The sequence below is a fragment of the Kitasatospora sp. NPDC057692 genome (genome assembly GCF_042799475.1).
Lineage (GTDB): Bacteria > Actinomycetota > Actinomycetes > Streptomycetales > Streptomycetaceae > Kitasatospora.
In genome coordinates, this window is record NZ_JBHVIV010000142.1 from 1 (window position 1) to 14,848 (window position 14,848).

Annotated in this window: 24 protein-coding genes; all 24 read right to left on the reverse strand. The window is 67.6% G+C overall.

Annotation, left to right across the window (positions count from 1 at the left end):
- Positions 1-135: 135 nt before the first annotated feature.
- Positions 136-789: an adenylate kinase gene (locus ACFVFS_RS38925; protein ID WP_380629752.1), complete on the reverse strand. Its 654-nt coding sequence runs from the start codon at positions 787-789 to the stop codon at positions 136-138.
- Positions 789-2,099 carry a preprotein translocase subunit SecY gene (gene secY, locus ACFVFS_RS38930; protein WP_350561927.1) on the reverse strand — a complete coding sequence of 437 codons (1,311 nt, stop codon included), beginning with the start codon at positions 2,097-2,099 and terminating at the stop codon, positions 789-791. Before secY ends, ACFVFS_RS38925 begins: the two co-directional genes overlap by 1 nt.
- A 328-nt stretch (positions 2,100-2,427) precedes the next feature.
- A complete protein-coding gene (gene rplO / locus ACFVFS_RS38935) occupies positions 2,428-2,880 on the reverse strand; it encodes a 50S ribosomal protein L15 (RefSeq protein WP_380629753.1) in 453 nt (150 codons plus the stop codon).
- Between the two features lie 2 nt (positions 2,881-2,882).
- On the reverse strand, positions 2,883-3,065 hold the full coding sequence (gene rpmD, locus ACFVFS_RS38940; protein ID WP_030055835.1) for a 50S ribosomal protein L30: 183 nt from the start codon (positions 3,063-3,065) through the stop codon (positions 2,883-2,885).
- Entirely contained in the window at positions 3,065-3,688 is a 624-nt protein-coding gene (rpsE, locus tag ACFVFS_RS38945) for a 30S ribosomal protein S5 (protein WP_344338017.1), read from the reverse strand. Before rpsE ends, rpmD begins: the two co-directional genes overlap by 1 nt.
- 48 nt (positions 3,689-3,736) lie before the next feature.
- Complete coding sequence (rplR, locus tag ACFVFS_RS38950) at positions 3,737-4,120, reverse strand: 50S ribosomal protein L18 (RefSeq protein ID WP_344338019.1); 384 nt, start codon at positions 4,118-4,120, stop codon at positions 3,737-3,739.
- 3 nt (positions 4,121-4,123) lie between these two features.
- The gene (gene rplF, locus ACFVFS_RS38955; protein ID WP_030393304.1) at positions 4,124-4,663 is read right to left on the reverse strand and encodes a 50S ribosomal protein L6; all 540 of its coding nucleotides are present in this window, start codon (positions 4,661-4,663) and stop codon (positions 4,124-4,126) included.
- A gap of 22 nt (positions 4,664-4,685) precedes the next feature.
- Positions 4,686-5,093: a 30S ribosomal protein S8 gene (gene rpsH / locus ACFVFS_RS38960; RefSeq protein ID WP_030055831.1), complete on the reverse strand. Its 408-nt coding sequence runs from the start codon at positions 5,091-5,093 to the stop codon at positions 4,686-4,688.
- Between the two features lie 286 nt (positions 5,094-5,379).
- Positions 5,380-5,565 (reverse strand): type Z 30S ribosomal protein S14, encoded by a 186-nt coding sequence (locus ACFVFS_RS38965; protein WP_030393303.1) that lies wholly within the window; start codon positions 5,563-5,565, stop codon positions 5,380-5,382.
- A gap of 4 nt (positions 5,566-5,569) precedes the next feature.
- Positions 5,570-6,139: a 50S ribosomal protein L5 gene (gene rplE, locus ACFVFS_RS38970; RefSeq protein ID WP_030300393.1), complete on the reverse strand. Its 570-nt coding sequence runs from the start codon at positions 6,137-6,139 to the stop codon at positions 5,570-5,572.
- Entirely contained in the window at positions 6,139-6,450 is a 312-nt protein-coding gene (rplX, locus tag ACFVFS_RS38975; RefSeq protein ID WP_030055828.1) for a 50S ribosomal protein L24, read from the reverse strand. Before rplX ends, rplE begins: the two co-directional genes overlap by 1 nt.
- Before the next feature lie 15 nt (positions 6,451-6,465).
- Positions 6,466-6,837, reverse strand: coding sequence for a 50S ribosomal protein L14 (rplN, locus tag ACFVFS_RS38980; RefSeq protein WP_030393301.1), 372 nt, complete (start codon positions 6,835-6,837; stop codon positions 6,466-6,468).
- 102 nt (positions 6,838-6,939) lie between these two features.
- Positions 6,940-7,212 (reverse strand): 30S ribosomal protein S17, encoded by a 273-nt coding sequence (gene rpsQ / locus ACFVFS_RS38985; protein WP_037605711.1) that lies wholly within the window; start codon positions 7,210-7,212, stop codon positions 6,940-6,942.
- Positions 7,212-7,436 carry a 50S ribosomal protein L29 gene (gene rpmC, locus ACFVFS_RS38990; protein ID WP_030300387.1) on the reverse strand — a complete coding sequence of 75 codons (225 nt, stop codon included), beginning with the start codon at positions 7,434-7,436 and terminating at the stop codon, positions 7,212-7,214. Before rpmC ends, rpsQ begins: the two co-directional genes overlap by 1 nt.
- A complete protein-coding gene (gene rplP, locus ACFVFS_RS38995) occupies positions 7,436-7,855 on the reverse strand; it encodes a 50S ribosomal protein L16 (RefSeq protein ID WP_030300385.1) in 420 nt (139 codons plus the stop codon). The genes rpmC and rplP overlap by 1 nt, the downstream gene beginning before the upstream one ends.
- A 5-nt stretch (positions 7,856-7,860) precedes the next feature.
- Positions 7,861-8,685 carry a 30S ribosomal protein S3 gene (gene rpsC / locus ACFVFS_RS39000; RefSeq protein ID WP_380629754.1) on the reverse strand — a complete coding sequence of 275 codons (825 nt, stop codon included), beginning with the start codon at positions 8,683-8,685 and terminating at the stop codon, positions 7,861-7,863.
- A complete protein-coding gene (gene rplV, locus ACFVFS_RS39005; RefSeq protein WP_380629755.1) occupies positions 8,685-9,032 on the reverse strand; it encodes a 50S ribosomal protein L22 in 348 nt (115 codons plus the stop codon). Before rplV ends, rpsC begins: the two co-directional genes overlap by 1 nt.
- A 50-nt stretch (positions 9,033-9,082) precedes the next feature.
- A complete protein-coding gene (gene rpsS, locus ACFVFS_RS39010; protein WP_030055821.1) occupies positions 9,083-9,364 on the reverse strand; it encodes a 30S ribosomal protein S19 in 282 nt (93 codons plus the stop codon).
- Positions 9,365-9,375: 11 nt separating this feature from the next.
- The gene (rplB, locus tag ACFVFS_RS39015; protein ID WP_376086155.1) at positions 9,376-10,212 is read right to left on the reverse strand and encodes a 50S ribosomal protein L2; all 837 of its coding nucleotides are present in this window, start codon (positions 10,210-10,212) and stop codon (positions 9,376-9,378) included.
- 36 nt (positions 10,213-10,248) lie between these two features.
- A complete protein-coding gene (gene rplW / locus ACFVFS_RS39020; RefSeq protein ID WP_380278767.1) occupies positions 10,249-10,566 on the reverse strand; it encodes a 50S ribosomal protein L23 in 318 nt (105 codons plus the stop codon).
- Entirely contained in the window at positions 10,566-11,243 is a 678-nt protein-coding gene (rplD, locus tag ACFVFS_RS39025; protein WP_380629756.1) for a 50S ribosomal protein L4, read from the reverse strand. The genes rplW and rplD overlap by 1 nt, the downstream gene beginning before the upstream one ends.
- A 5-nt stretch (positions 11,244-11,248) precedes the next feature.
- Positions 11,249-11,896, reverse strand: coding sequence for a 50S ribosomal protein L3 (rplC, locus tag ACFVFS_RS39030; protein ID WP_189916064.1), 648 nt, complete (start codon positions 11,894-11,896; stop codon positions 11,249-11,251).
- A gap of 14 nt (positions 11,897-11,910) precedes the next feature.
- Positions 11,911-12,219, reverse strand: a complete 309-nt coding sequence (gene rpsJ, locus ACFVFS_RS39035; protein WP_012785157.1) for a 30S ribosomal protein S10 — start codon at positions 12,217-12,219, stop codon at positions 11,911-11,913.
- 426 nt (positions 12,220-12,645) lie between these two features.
- Positions 12,646-14,463: a phospholipid carrier-dependent glycosyltransferase gene (locus ACFVFS_RS39040; RefSeq protein WP_380629757.1), complete on the reverse strand. Its 1,818-nt coding sequence runs from the start codon at positions 14,461-14,463 to the stop codon at positions 12,646-12,648.
- Between the last annotated feature and the right edge of the window lie 385 nt (positions 14,464-14,848).

Here is a 14,848-nt window from a genome sequence, read left to right on the forward strand (position 1 = left end):
CCAAATCGGTTCACGCCGTCCTTGGTTCCCCCCGGGGACTTTGCGGGCCGGCGTTCAACGCTTCCCACCGTACGACCCCTAAGGCCCGGGCGGCCGGGCCGCGGCCACCGCGGCCGTAGGTCGGTCGCGAAAAACTCAGCTGTCCTGCTTCAGCGCCTCGATCGCGCGCTGGGTGACCTCGTCGACCTTGCCGAGGGCCGGGATCGTGGCGATCAGGCCCTGCTGGCGGTAGTAGTCGATGATCGGCTCGGTCTCCGTGTGGTAGACCTCCAGCCGGGTCCGCACCTTGTCCTCGGTGTCGTCCGAGCGCTGGTACAGCTCGCCGCCGCACTCGTCGCAGACGCCGTCGGCCTTCGGCGGGTTGTAGTCCACGTGGAACACGTGGCCGCCGTCGTTGCGGCAGAGCCGTCGGCCGGCGATCCGGCGGACGACCTCGTCCTCGGGGACCTCCAGGTCGAGCACGCCGTCGAGCTTGATGCCCTGCTCGGCGAGGAACTCGTCCAGCGCCTTCGCCTGGCCCAGGTTGCGCGGGAAGCCGTCCAGCAGGAAGCCGTTGGCGGCGTCCTCCTGGAGCATCCGGTCCTTGGCCATCCCGATCGTGACCTCGTCGGGAACCAGGCGGCCCGCGTCCATGTAGCTCTTGGCCTCGACACCCAGCGGGGTGCCCTGGCCGATGTTGGCGCGGAAGAGGTCGCCGGTGGAGATGTGGGGGATGGACAGGGTCTTGGCGAGGAGGTGCGCCTGAGTACCCTTCCCGGCCCCGGGGGGTCCGACGAGGACAATACGCATCAGCGGAGGAACCCTTCGTAATTGCGCTGCTGGAGCTGGCTCTCGATCTGCTTCACAGTTTCGAGTCCGACGCCGACGACGATGAGCACGCTGGTGCCGCCGAACGGGAAGTTGGTCTGCTGTCCGAAGGCGACCAGGGCGATCATCGGGATCAACGCGATCAGGCCCAGGTAGAGCGAACCCGGCCACGTGATGCGGGTGAGCACGTAGTTCAGGTACTCGGCCGTCGGGCGGCCGGCCCGGATACCCGGGATGAACCCACCATACTTCTTCATGTTGTCGGCGACTTCTTCGGGGTTGAAGGAGATCGCGACGTAGAAGAAGGCGAAGAAGACGATCAGCAGGAAGTAGGTGGCCATGTAGATCGGGTGGTCACCGCGCACGAAGTGCTGGTTGATCCACACCGCCCAGCCGGCCTGGCTGTTGGTCAGCTGGACCACCAGGGCCGGGATGTACAGCAGCGACGAGGCGAAGATGACCGGGATGACACCGGCCTGGTTCACCTTGAGCGGGATGTAGGTCGACGTGCCGCCGAAGGCCCGCCGCCCGATCATCCGCTTCGCGTACTGGACCGGGATCCGGCGCTGGGCCTGCTCGACGAAGATGACGAGCATCACAACGATGACGCCGATCGCGATGACCGAGAGGAACTCGACCCAGCCGCCGCCGATGGTGCCGGACTGCTTGATCGCCCACATCGAGGTGGGGAACTGGGCGGCGATCGAGGTGAAGATCAGCAGCGACATGCCGTTGCCGATGCCGCGGTCGGTGATCAGCTCACCGAGCCACATGATCACCGTGGTGCCGGCGGTCATGGTCAGGACCATGACGGCGATCCGGAACACGCCGGTGTCCGGCACGATCTGGTTGGCGTAGACGCAGCCCGAGAACAGGGCGCCGCTGGACGCGGTCGCCACGATGCCGGTGCCCTGGAGCACCGCCAGCGCGATGGTCAGGTACCGGGTGTACTGCGTGATCTTCGCCTGGCCGGCCTGCCCCTCCTTCTTGAGCGCCTCGAGTCGCGGGATCACGACGGTGAGGAGCTGGAGGATGATGCTCGCCGTGATGTACGGCATGATGCCGAGGGCGAAGATCGTCAGCTGGAGCAGCGCCCCGCCGGAGAACAGGTTCACCAGCCCGAACAGGCCGTTGTTCTTGGTCTCCTTGATGCAGGCGTGAACCGCCTCGAAGTCGACCCCTGGTACGGGAACGTGCGAGCCCAGCCGGAACAGCACCATGATGCCCAGCGTGAACAGCAGCTTCTTGCGCAGGTCGGGCGTCTGGAACGCCCGCGCGAACGCACTGAGCACGGTGCCTCCTGCGCCTCCCGCACGTCGTCGGCGGGAGGGTCGGTCCTGAATGGGAGTTTGCGGTTCGGGCTCCGTTACAGACGGCACAGGCGAGCCTATGCGCAGCCTACAAGGGAACTCCACGGACTCTAACAGTGCACGGCCGCTCGAAAGAAGCGCGTACCGCCGCTCCCCCACTCACGGGGTACGGGATGCCCGGTTTTGCCACACAAAAGAACGAGGGCCCGGCCATCACCATCCGGACACCCGCGCCCCGGAAAGGGCCGGAAACGGCGCGAGCCCCGCGCCTCCCAGGGGGAGACGCGGGGCTCGCGGGGTGTCAGCGGGCTCAGACGAGCTCGGTGACGGTACCGCCGGCGGCGGTGATCTTCTCGGCGGCCGAGCCGGAGACGGCGTCGACCGTCACCTGCAGGGCGACCGAGATCTCGCCGGTGCCGAGCACCTTGACGAGGGAGTTCTTGCGAACCGCGCCCTTGGCGACCAGGTCCTCGACCGTGACGGCGCCACCCTGCGGGTAGAGCTCGGCCAGCTTGTCGAGGTTGACGACCTGGAACGTGATCTTGAACGGGTTCTTGAAGCCCTTCAGCTTCGGCAGACGCATGTGGAGCGGCATCTGGCCACCCTCGAAGCGCTGCGGAACCTGGTAGCGGGCCTTGGTGCCCTTGGTACCACGACCAGCGGTCTTACCCTTGGACGCCTCACCACGACCCACACGGATCTTGTCGGTCTTGGCACCCGGGGCGGGACGCAGGTTGTGGATCTTGATCGGGTTGTCGCCCATGATCAGTCCACCTCCTCAACCGTCACCAGGTGACGGACCGTGTGGGCCATCCCGCGGATCTCGGGACGGTCCTCCTTCACCACGACGTCGTGCATGCGCTTGAGGCCAAGCGAGCGCAGGGTGTCGCGGTGGTTCTGCTTGCTGCCGATGTACGACTTGGTCTGCGTGATCTTCAGGCGAGCCATCAGGCACTCACCCCGGCAGCAGCCCGAGCCCGCAGAAGACCGGCCGGAGCCACGTCCTCGAGCGGCAGGCCACGGCGGGCCGCGACCTCCTCGGGACGCTGGATCTGCTTCAGCGCGGCAACCGTGGCGTGCACGATGTTGATCGCGTTGTCCGAGCCGAGCGACTTCGACAGGATGTCGTGAACGCCGGCGCACTCCAGGACGGCACGCACCGGGCCACCGGCGATAACACCGGTACCGGGGGCGGCGGGCTTCAGCAGCACGACGCCGGCGGCCTTCTCGCCCTGAACGGGGTGCGCGATGGTGCCCTGGATACGGGGGACCTTGAAGAAGTTCTTCTTGGCCTCCTCAACACCCTTGGCGATGGCGGCCGGAACCTCCTTCGCCTTCCCGTAGCCGACACCTACGGTGCCGTCACCGTCGCCCACCACGACCAGCGCGGTGAAGCTGAAGCGACGACCACCCTTGACAACCTTGGCGACGCGGTTGATCGCGACGACGCGCTCGACGTAAGCGGTCTTCTCGACGGCGGGGGCGTTGCCCCGGTCGTCACGCTTACGGTCGCGCCGCTCGCCACCGGTGCCGCCGCCGGCGCCGCTACCGCGGCGCTGGGGTCCAGCCATTGGAATTACCTCTCTCGATTACGTCCGCCGACAGAGTCGACGAGCGGCTTAGAAGTCGAGCCCGGCCTCGCGGGCCGCGTCCGCCAGGGCGGCGATGCGGCCGGCGTACCGGTTGCCCGCGCGGTCGAAGACGACCGACTCGATGCCGGCGGCCTTGGCGCGCTCGGCGACCAGGCTCCCGACCTTCTTGGCCAGCTCGGTCTTGTCGCCCTCGGCGCCCTTGATGGACACGTCGAGGGTGGACGCCGACGCCAGGGTGTGACCCTTGGCGTCGTCGATGACCTGGGCGACCATGTGACGGTTCGAGCGCGTCACGACGAGGCGCGGACGCACCTCGCTGCCGACGATGCGCTTGCGAACGCGGATCGCGCGGCGCTTGCGAGCGGCGCTCTTGTAGGCGTTGCCCTTGCCGATCTTGACAGAGACACTCATCGCTTACTTACCACTCTTTCCGACCTTGCGGCGGATGACCTCGCCCGCGTACTTGACACCCTTGGCCTTGTACGGGTCGGGCTTGCGCAGCTTGCGGATCTTCGCGGCGACCTCGCCGACCTTCTGCTTGTCGATGCCGTCCACGTGGAACTTGGTGGCCGACTCGACGACGAAGGAGATGCCCTCCGGAGCCTCGACGAGGATCGGGTGGCTGTAGCCCAGCTGGAACTCCATGTCGGAGCCCTTCGCCAGAACTCGGTAGCCGACACCGCTGATCTCCAGCGACTTGCGGTAGCCCGCGGTCACGCCGGTGATCATGTTCGCCACCAGCGTGCGGGTCAGGCCGTGCAGGGCCTTCGACTGACGCTCGTCGTTGGGGCGGGTGACGGCCAGAATGCCGTCCTCGCCCTTGCCGATCTCGATCGGCGCGGCGACGACGTGGGTGAGGGAACCCTTCGGGCCCTTCACCGAGACCGTCTGGCCATCGATGGTGACGTCCACGCCAGCGGGGACCTGGATGGGCAGCCGTCCAATGCGCGACATTGCTGTACCTCCGTTTCCCGAATTACCAGACGTAGGCGAGAACTTCTCCGCCTACGCCCTTCTTGGCGGCCTGCTTGTCGGTGAGGAGACCCGAGGACGTGGAGATGATCGCCACGCCCAGGCCGCCGAGCACCTTCGGCAGGTTGGTGGACTTTGCGTAAACGCGCAGACCCGGCTTGCTGATGCGCTTGATGCCGGCGATGGAGCGCTCACGGTTGGGGCCGAACTTGAGCTCGATGGTCAGCTTCTTGCCGACCTCGCCCTCAACCGGCTCCTCAACCTTGTAGGAGGAGATGTACCCCTCCTGCTGCAGGATCTCGGCGACGTGCGCCTTGATCTTGCTGGCCGGCATCGCCACGGAGTCGTGGTACGCCGAGTTCGCGTTACGCAGACGCGTGAGCATGTCTGCGATGGGGTCGGTCATGGTCATGATGGCCTCAGGCCTCTCTCGCCGCGGTTTCTCCGCGCCAGGTCCCCCTTCCGCACTCTTTCGAGTTCGTCAGGGGCACAAGCGCAGGGGACCTGCGACGTCGTAAGACTGGGTGCGAGCCCTCTCGCAAGAGGGCCACGGGCATCCATGGGGACGCCGTGGCAGGGGGCCCGACCCCACTACCTTACGGGAATCCGTACGGTAGGCCCAAAACGGGCCGCTGTGGGATCGGGCACCTCTGCTTCGCCGTGTGCCTGGAGCGTCCGGCTCCTCCGGTGAAAGAGGACTACCAGGAGCTCTTGGTCACGCCCGGCAGCTCGCCGCGGTGGGCCATCTCACGGAGGCACACACGGCACAGGCCGAACTTGCGGTATACCGAGTGCGGACGGCCGCAGCGCTGGCACCGGGTGTAGGCCCGGACGCCGAACTTCGGCTTCCGCTCGGCCTTCGCGATGAGGGACTTCTTCGCCATTGGCTCACGCCTCCTTGAACGGGAAGCCCAGAGCACGCAGGAGCGCCCGGCCCTCGTCGTCGGTCTGCGCGGTGGTCACGACGGTGATGTCCATACCGCGCTGACGGTCGACCTTGTCCTGGTCGATCTCGTGGAACATAACCTGCTCGGTCAGACCGAAGGTGTAGTTGCCACGGCCGTCGAACTGCTTGGGGGAGAGACCGCGGAAGTCACGGATACGCGGCAGGGCCAGCGACACCAGACGGTCCAGGAACTCCCACATGCGGTCACCACGGAGGGTGACGTGGGTGCCGATCGGCTGGCCCTCGCGCAGCTTGAACTGCGCGATGGACTTGCGAGCCTTGGTCACGGCCGGCTTCTGACCGGTGATCGCGGTCAGGTCGCGGATCGCGCCCTCGATCAGCTTGCTGTCACGGGCGGCCTCGCCGACACCCATGTTGACGACGACCTTGACCAGGCCGGGCGTCAGCATGACGTTCTCGTACGAGAACTGCTCCTGCAGCTGACCCTTGATCTCGGAGTTGTAACGCTCCTTGAGGCGGGGGGTCACCTTCTCAACAGACGTCTCAGACATCAGATGTCCTCACCGGTTCGCTTGGCAACGCGGATCTTGTTGCCCTCGTCATCGAAGCGGTAGCCAACGCGGGTGACGACCTTCTTGCCGTCCTTCTCCACGACCAGCTGGACGTTGGAGACGTGCACCGGGGCCTCGACGGTGACAATGCCACCCTGAGTGCCCGGACCCGGCTTGGTGTGCTTCTTGACCCGGTTCACACCCTCGACCAGGACCTTGTTCTCGGCGGGCATGGCCTGGATGACCTTGCCCTGCTTGCCGCGGTCCTTGCCGGTGATGACCTGGACCAGGTCACCCTTCTTGATCTTCATGCTGTTCGCCATGGGTTAGAGCACCTCCGGCGCCAGCGAGATGATCTTCATGAACTTCTTGTCACGCAGCTCGCGGCCCACCGGGCCGAAGATGCGGGTACCGCGGGGGTCACCGTCGGTGTTCTTGAGAACGACAGCGGCGTTCTCGTCGAACCGGATGTACGAACCGTCGGGACGACGGCGCGACTTCACGGTACGGACGACGACGCACTTGACGACGTCACCCTTCTTCACCGAACCGCCGGGGATCGCGTCCTTGACGGTGGCGACAATGACGTCCCCGATACCGGCGTAGCGGCGACCGGAACCACCGAGAACGCGGATGCAAAGGATTTCCTTCGCGCCCGTGTTGTCGGCGACACGCAGTCGCGACTCCTGCTGGATCACAGCTTTCTCCTGATCGTCAACGAGAGCTGACGGGCCGGCCGCTGCTCACACCAGCGCCCGCGAGGGACCTGGTGCACATACGGCCGTACCACATCGACTTCGTTACTTGGCCTTCTCGAGGATCTCGACGACGCGCCAGCGCTTCGTCGCGGACAGCGGGCGGGTCTCCATGAGGAGGACCCGGTCGCCGATGCCGCAGGCGTTCGCCTCGTCGTGCGCCTTCAGCTTGTTCGTACGGCGGATGACCTTGCCGTACAGCGCGTGCTTGACGCGGTCCTCGACGGCGACGACGACGGTCTTGTCCATCTTGTCGCTGACGACGAGACCCTCACGGGTCTTGCGGAAACCGCGCGTCTCGTTGGTGTTCTCAGTCATCAGGCGTTCTCCACCGTCTCGATGCCCAGCTCGCGCTCGCGCATCAGGGTGTAGATCCGCGCGATGTCCTTACGGACGAGCTTGAGCCGTCCGTGGTTGTCGAGCTGCCCGGTCGCCGCCTGGAAGCGGAGGTTGAACAGCTCCTCCTTGGCCTCGCGCAGCTTGGCAACGAGACCCTCGTTGTCCAGCTGGCGGAGGTCAGCAGCCTTGGTAGCGGCCGACATCAGCTCTCACCGTCCTCGCGCCGGACGATCCGGCACTTCATCGGAAGCTTGTGAGCGGCGCGGGTCAGCGCCTCACGAGCGACCTTCTCGTTCGGGTACGACAGCTCGAACATGACCCGACCCGGGTGCACGTTCGCGATCCACCACTCCGGCGAACCCTTACCGGAACCCATGCGGGTCTCGGCCGGCTTCTTGGTCAGCGGACGGTCCGGGTAGATGTTGATCCAGACCTTGCCGCCACGGCGGATGTGACGGGTGATCGCGATACGAGCGGACTCGATCTGACGGTTCGTCACGTAGGCCGGGGTCACGGCCTGGATGCCGAACTGGCCGAACGCCAGCTCGGTGCCACCCTTGGAGGCGCCGCGGCGCTTCGGGTGGTGCTGCTTGCGGTGCTTGACCCGACGGGGGATCAGCATTGCGGTCAGGCCTCCGTTCCGGTGTTCTCGGCGGCCGGAGCCTCGGCGGCCTGGGCCGCGGGGGCCTCGGCAGCGGCGGGACGACGGCCGCGGCCACCGCGCTCGCCACCGCGGCGCTCGCCACCGCGGGCGGGACGACCACCCTCGGGGCGGGCCGGGCGGTTGCCCGAGCGGGCGGCGGCGTTCTCAGCGCGGACCTCGGCGATGTTCTTGACGTCGCCCTTGTAGATCCAGACCTTCACGCCGATGCGGCCGAAGGTCGTCTTGGCCTCGAAGAAGCCGTAGTCGACGTTCGCGCGCAGGGTGTGCAGCGGCACACGGCCCTCGCGGTAGAACTCCGAACGGCTCATCTCGGCGCCGCCGAGACGACCGGAGCACTGGACCTTGATGCCCTTGGCGCCGGACTTCATGGTGCCCTGCATCGACTTGCGCATGGCACGGCGGAAGGAGACGCGGGAGGACAGCTGCTCCGCGACGCCCTGAGCCACGAGCTGGGCGTCCAGCTCGGGGTTCTTGACCTCGAGGATGTTCAGCTGGACCTGCTTGCCGGTCAGCTTCTCGAGGTCGCCGCGGATGCGGTCGGCCTCGGTGCCGCGCCGGCCGATCACGATGCCGGGGCGAGCGGTGTGGATGTCGACGCGGACGCGGTCGCGGGTGCGCTCGATCTCGACCTTGGAGATGCCGGCGCGCTCCATGCCCTTCGTCATCATGCGACGAATGGCGACGTCTTCCTTGACGTAGTCCTTGTACAGCTTGTCGGCGTACCAGCGGGACTTGAAGTCCGTGCTGATGCCGAGGCGGAACCCGTGCGGGTTAACCTTCTGGCCCATTACCGGGTCCCTTCCTTGCTGCTGACGACCACGGTGATGTGGCTGGTCCGCTTGCGGATCCGGTAGGCACGACCCTGCGCGCGCGGACGGAACCGCTTCAGGGTCGGACCCTCGTCAACGTACGCCTCGCTGATGACGAGGTCGTCCACGTTGGAGTGGTTGTAGTTGTGCGCGGCGTTGGCGATGGCGCTGTCGAGCACCTTGCCGACCGGCACGGTCGCGGCCTGCGGAGCGAACCGCAGGATCGCCTGGGCCTCCGTGGCGTTCAGGCCACGGATGAGGTCCACCACGCGGCGGGCCTTCATGGGCGTGACGCGGATGTACCGCGCCTGGGCCCTGGCTTCCATGGTTGTCCCCTTGCTGGTGTAAGTCATTGAGTCGGTAATCTCGCTGGCGACTAGCGACGCTTCGACTTGCGGTCGTCCTTGACGTGACCGCGGAAGGTACGCGTCGGCGCGAACTCGCCGAGCTTGTGGCCGACCATCGACTCGGTGACGAACACCGGGACGTGCTTACGGCCATCGTGCACCGCGATCGTGTGGCCGAGCATGGCCGGGAAGATCACGGAGCGACGGGACCAGGTCTTGATGACGTTCTGGGTACCCGCCTCGTTCTGCGCGTCCACCTTCTTGAGAAGGTGGCCGTCAATGAAGGGGCCCTTCTTGAGACTGCGCGGCATCTGACCTGCTCCTAGCGCTTCTTGTTGGTCTTGCGGCGGCGCACGATGAGGGCGTTCGAAGCCTTCTTCGGGCTACGAGTGCGACCCTCCTTCTGGCCCCACGGCGAAACCGGGTGGCGACCACCGGAGGTCTTACCCTCACCACCACCGTGCGGGTGGTCGATCGGGTTCATGGCCACACCACGCACGGTCGGGCGGACGCCCTTCCAGCGCATACGGCCGGCCTTGCCCCAGTTGATGTTCGACTGCTCGGCGTTGCCGACCTCGCCGACGGTCGCGCGGCAGCGCGCGTCGACCAGGCGGATCTCACCGGAGGGCATGCGCAGGTGCGCCATCTTGCCCTCACGCGCCAGCAGCTGAATGCCGGAACCGGCCGAGCGGGCCAGCTTGGCACCGCCGCCGGGACGCAGCTCCACCGCGTGGATGGTCGTACCGACCGGGATGTTGCGAAGCGGCAGGTTGTTGCCGGGCTTGATGTCGGCGCCGGCGCCGTTCTCGACCCGGTCGCCCTGCGCGATGCCGCGCGGCGCGATGATGTAGCGCTTCTCGCCGTCCGCGTAGTGCAGGAGCGCGATGCGCGCGGTGCGGTTCGGGTCGTACTCGATGTGCGCGACCTTGGCCGGCACGCCGTCCTTGTCGTGACGACGGAAGTCGATCACACGGTAGGCGCGCTTGTGTCCGCCACCCTGGTGGCGAACGGTGATCCGACCGGCGTTGTTACGGCCGCCCTTGCTGTGCAGGGGGCGAACCAGCGACTTCTCCGGCGTGGACCGCGTGATTTCGACGAAGTCGGCCACGCTGGAGCCACGACGGCCCGGCGTAGTCGGCTTGTACTTGCGGATACCCATTTTCGTCCTCGTCTTGATCGACGATCACGGCCTCCGTCAGGAGGTCGGACCACCGAAGATGTCGATGCGGTTGCCCTCAGCCAGCGTCACGATGGCGCGCTTGGTGTCCTTGCGCTTGCCAAAACCCGTCTTGGAGCGCTTGCGCTTGCCCTGACGGTTGAGCGTGTTGACGGACTCGACCTTGACCGAGAAGACCGCCTCGACGGCCTGCTTGATCTGGGTCTTGTTGGCACCGGGCGACACGACGAACGTGTACTTGTTCTCGTCGAGGAGCGAGTAGCTCTTCTCGGAGATGACCGGCTTCACCAGGACGTCACGGGGGTCCGTGAACGTCTTGCTCGTAACGTCGCTCATCAGGCGGCGCTCCCTTCGAGCTCGCCCTCAGCGGCAACGGCCTTGGCGGACGCGGCCGGACCGGCCACGAAACGCTCGAAGGCGGCCTGGGTGAAGACCACGTCGTCGGAGACGAGCACGTCGTAGGTGTTCAGCTGACCGGCGTCCAGGATGTGGACGTTCGGCAGGTTGCGAGCGGACTTGAGGCCCAGCTCGTCCGCACGCTCGACGACCAGGAGGACGTTCTTGCGCTCGGTGATCTTGCCGAACAGGCTCTTGGCGGCCTTGGTCGACGGCGCCTCGGTCGCGGTCACGTCGGTGATGACGTGGATGCGGTTGTGGCGGGCCCGGTCGGTGAGCGCACCGCGCAGGGCGGCGGCGATCATCTTCTTCGGGGTCCGCTGCGAGTAGTCGCGCGGCACGGGACCGTGCACGACGCCACCGCCGGCGAACTGCGGCGCACGCGTCGAGCCCTGACGGGCGCGGCCGGTGCCCTTCTGGCGGTACGGCTTCCTGCCGCCACCGCGGACCTCGCCGCGAGTCTTGGTCTTGTGGGTGCCCTGACGGGCCGCAGCGAGCTGCGCCACGACGACCTGGTGCATCAGCGGAACGCTGACCTTCGCGTCGAAGATCTCGGCCGGAAGCTCGAGGCTGCCGGTCTTGTCACCCGAGGGCGACAGGATGTCAATGGTGCTCATATCCTTCACAGCCCCTTCGCCGCGGTGCGGACGAGGACGAGGCCGCCGTTCGGGCCCGGGATCGCACCCTTGATCAGGAGCAGACCCTTCTCCGCGTCAACCGCGTGCACGGTCAGGTTCTGGGTGGTCACACGCTCGTGACCCATCCGGCCGGCCATCTTCAGGCCCTTGAACACGCGGCCCGGGGTGGCGCAGCCACCGATGGAACCGGGCGAGCGGTGCTTGCGCTGCACACCGTGACCGGCGCCGAGGCCCCGGAAGTTGTGGCGCTTCATGACACCGGCGAAGCCCTTGCCCTTGGAGGTGCCGGTCACGTCGACCTTGACACCCGCCTCGAACAGCTCGGCGGTGATCTCCTGGCCCAGGGTGTACTCGGACGCGTCCGAGGTCCGGAGCTCGACCAGGTGGCGGCGCGGGGTGACACCGGCCTTGGCGAAGTGGCCCGCGAGGGGCTTGTTCACCTTGCGGGGGTCGATCTCGCCGAAACCGATCTGGACGGCGTCGTAGCCGGCCGGGCTGTCGGCGGTGTGGACCTGGGTCACGACATTCGGCCCGGCCTTGACGACGGTCACCGGAACGACCCGGTTGTTCTCGTCCCAGACCTGGGTCATGCCGAGCTTCTCGCCCAGGATGCCCTTAATCTGCTTAGCCATCTTCGGTGCGCCTCTCAGAGCTTGATCTCGATGTCGACGCCCGCCGGCAGGTCGAGACGCATCAGCGAGTCAACCGTCTTCGGCGTGGGGTCGAGGATGTCGATCAGACGCTTGTGAGTGCGCATCTCGAAGTGCTCGCGCGAGTCCTTGTACTTGTGCGGCGAGCGGATGACGCAGTACACGTTCTTCTCAGTGGGCAGCGGCACCGGGCCCGCGACCTGCGCACCAGTACGGATCACCGTCTCGACGATCTTCTTCGCCGAGGAGTCGATGACCTCGTGGTCGTAGGCCTTGAGCCGGATGCGGATCTTCTGTCCCGCCATGGCTACCTTGTAGTCCTTCTGTCCTAGTCACCGCACGACCCCCTCTCCGACCCCCGCGCTCGGGCGTGTCGCACTCGCGCTTGTAAAAAACCAACGATCGAATCGTCGGTCTCGAACATCTGGGGGGAGGGGGAGCCGGGTCGAGGCCCCGCATGCACTTCCCGGAAGATTCCCGTACGTCCGCCCCGCAGCTGCCGTGGCGTAACACTCACGCTTGACGGCCATCACGGGAACGACGAGTACATGGGACTCGCTTCCGGTCCTCCCGGCGGGAGGCGCGCAGCATCGGCAACTCAACCGAGCAACTTGGACATACTGCCACAGGAGGGCTCCGGAATGCCAATCGGGGCCGGTGAGGCATTGCCTCACCGGCCCCGACGGGCCGTGCCCGGGGTCAGCGCCCGCGAGGGGCGGGCGCTGCGCCGCTCAGCGCTTGCGCCAGACCATGAAGCCGCGCTTCTGGTCGACCCGCTCGACGTACCACTCGGCCGGGTGGTCCTTCCAGTAGGACTCGGGGGCCTTGCCCGCCTCGGGCAGCGGGGTGGCGATCAGCGTCGCCTCCGCGGGCACCGGCTGCCAGCGCGGGTCCCGGTACCAGACCCGGCCCTTGTAGACCTCGAAGGCCTGGGCCATCCGGATGTTGCCCTCGATGTCCCAGGCGAGCACCGCGTTGTCGGTGGACTTGATCCCGGCGGCCTTGGTGAAGTCGGTCGCGTAGGTCTTGCGCCAGGCCGTGTAGGGGTCGGTGATCTGCTCGGTGATGGTCGTCGTGGCGAAGGCGCCGAACAGTGCGAGCGAGATGCCGGTCGCCCAGAGGACCCGGCGGCCGCCGGCGTACCGGAACATCACGATCGCGCCCAGGATGATGAACGCCGCGGCGGTCGTCCGCCACATGTTGAGCCGGCCCCAGTCGCTGGCCAGGAACAGCGCGTCCGGCATGCCCCAGCCGATGAAGACCTGCTTGACCAGCAGCGGGCCCGCGGACCAGATCACCAGCTGGGCGATCAGCACGGTGAGCGCCATGAAGCCGGCCGCGGTGTAGGCGAGGCTGCGCCGGCCGAACCGGGCGAGCACCGCGACACCGGTGACGAAGGAGACCGGGACCAGGTAGGAGCAGTACCGGGCGTACACCCAGTTGTCGATCCGCCAGTCCTCCGGGAGCGTGGCCGCGGCGGCCAGCGCGGTGCCGAAGAGCAGGGCCACCGCCACGCCGCCGACGATCCGGTACGGACGCTCGAAGCGCTTGCTGAAGATCGCGTAGAGGAACACCACGACCGCCAGGCCGCCGATCCCCCAGGTGGAGATCATGAAGTACCAGATCTGACCGATGGTCCTGGTCAGCGTGCGCTGCAGGATGTCGGGGTTGGTGATGCCCTCGAGCAGATAGGTGCCGGTCTTGCTCGCGTCCACGTCGAACTGGTTGTTGAGCCACGTCGACAGCGCCTTGACGAAGACCAGGCCGACCGCCAGCACGCCGAGGCCGGTCACGGTGCTCCGCCACGGGGCCCAGCGCAGGACCAGGACGCCGAGGAACACCACGGCGGTCAGCGCCACCACCACGCCGCCGCGGTCGTGGGTCGCCATCGTGTAGGCGGCGGCCGCGGCCGTGCCCGCCGCGAACCAGGTGCGGCGCTTGAGCGAGCCCTCGCCGAGCCAGCCGTGCATGCAGAGCAGCCAGGACAGGATCAGCACCGGGAGCACGGTGTCCGACAGGACGTACTGCGAGTAGAAGACCACCGGCGGCAGCAGCGCGGTGGCCACGGCGAAGACGTAGGCCAGCGGCCGCTGCAGGCCGAAGCGGCGCAGCGCCAGGAAGGCCAGCGGGAGGACCAGCGCGTTGAGCAGCGCGTTGATCCCCATGATCATGTGGTACGCGGTGTTCGGGTCGTCCGCGATCCGGAAGGCCGGGGAGATCAGCAGCGGGTAGCCGCCGGGGATGACCGAACCGACCGGCATCTCGGTGCTGCCGCCGCCGGCCAGCACGCGGGCGAGGACGAGGTAGGAGTCCTCGTCGGCGTGGACCGACGGGTAGTACAGGTGCCGGACCAGGACGAGCCGGAAGAGCACCTCGCCGAGGTACCCGGCGAGCAGCGCGCCCGGCCAGAACCAGCGCCGGCCCTGGGCCCGCTCGAACCACGCCGCCACCCGGGCGGTCACACCGGACGGCCGTTCCCCGTCACCCTGCGGTCTGCTCCCGACGGCGCCGTCCGGGTGCTCCTCGACGGTATCTGCTGAAGTCTGCACTGAACTCCGACTCTTCCCCTGGATGGTCCGGCGCTGCGCAGGACCCGGCAGCCGCTGCGGCCGCTTCGATTGTGAAGGTCACGCCGACGACCGGCGGAGGCGCCGTGGGTACGGGCCAGACGGGCACCGGTACGCGGTCGTCCTCGGCTCGGGCCGCCGGACACGAACGACCCGGCGGCCACCGACACGCTAGCAAGTCCTGCGGCGACCGCGCCGCCGGGCCGCCGGAGGGTGCCCGTTCGGCCCGGCGCGCGACGCCGGGGAGGCGGGGGGGGCGGCGCGGGGGGGGGGGGGGCCCCCCCACCCCGCGGGCCCCCCCGCGCGCGCGCGGGGGGGGGGCGGGCCGCCCCCCACCCGGGGGGGGGGGGGGCGCGCGGGGGGGGCC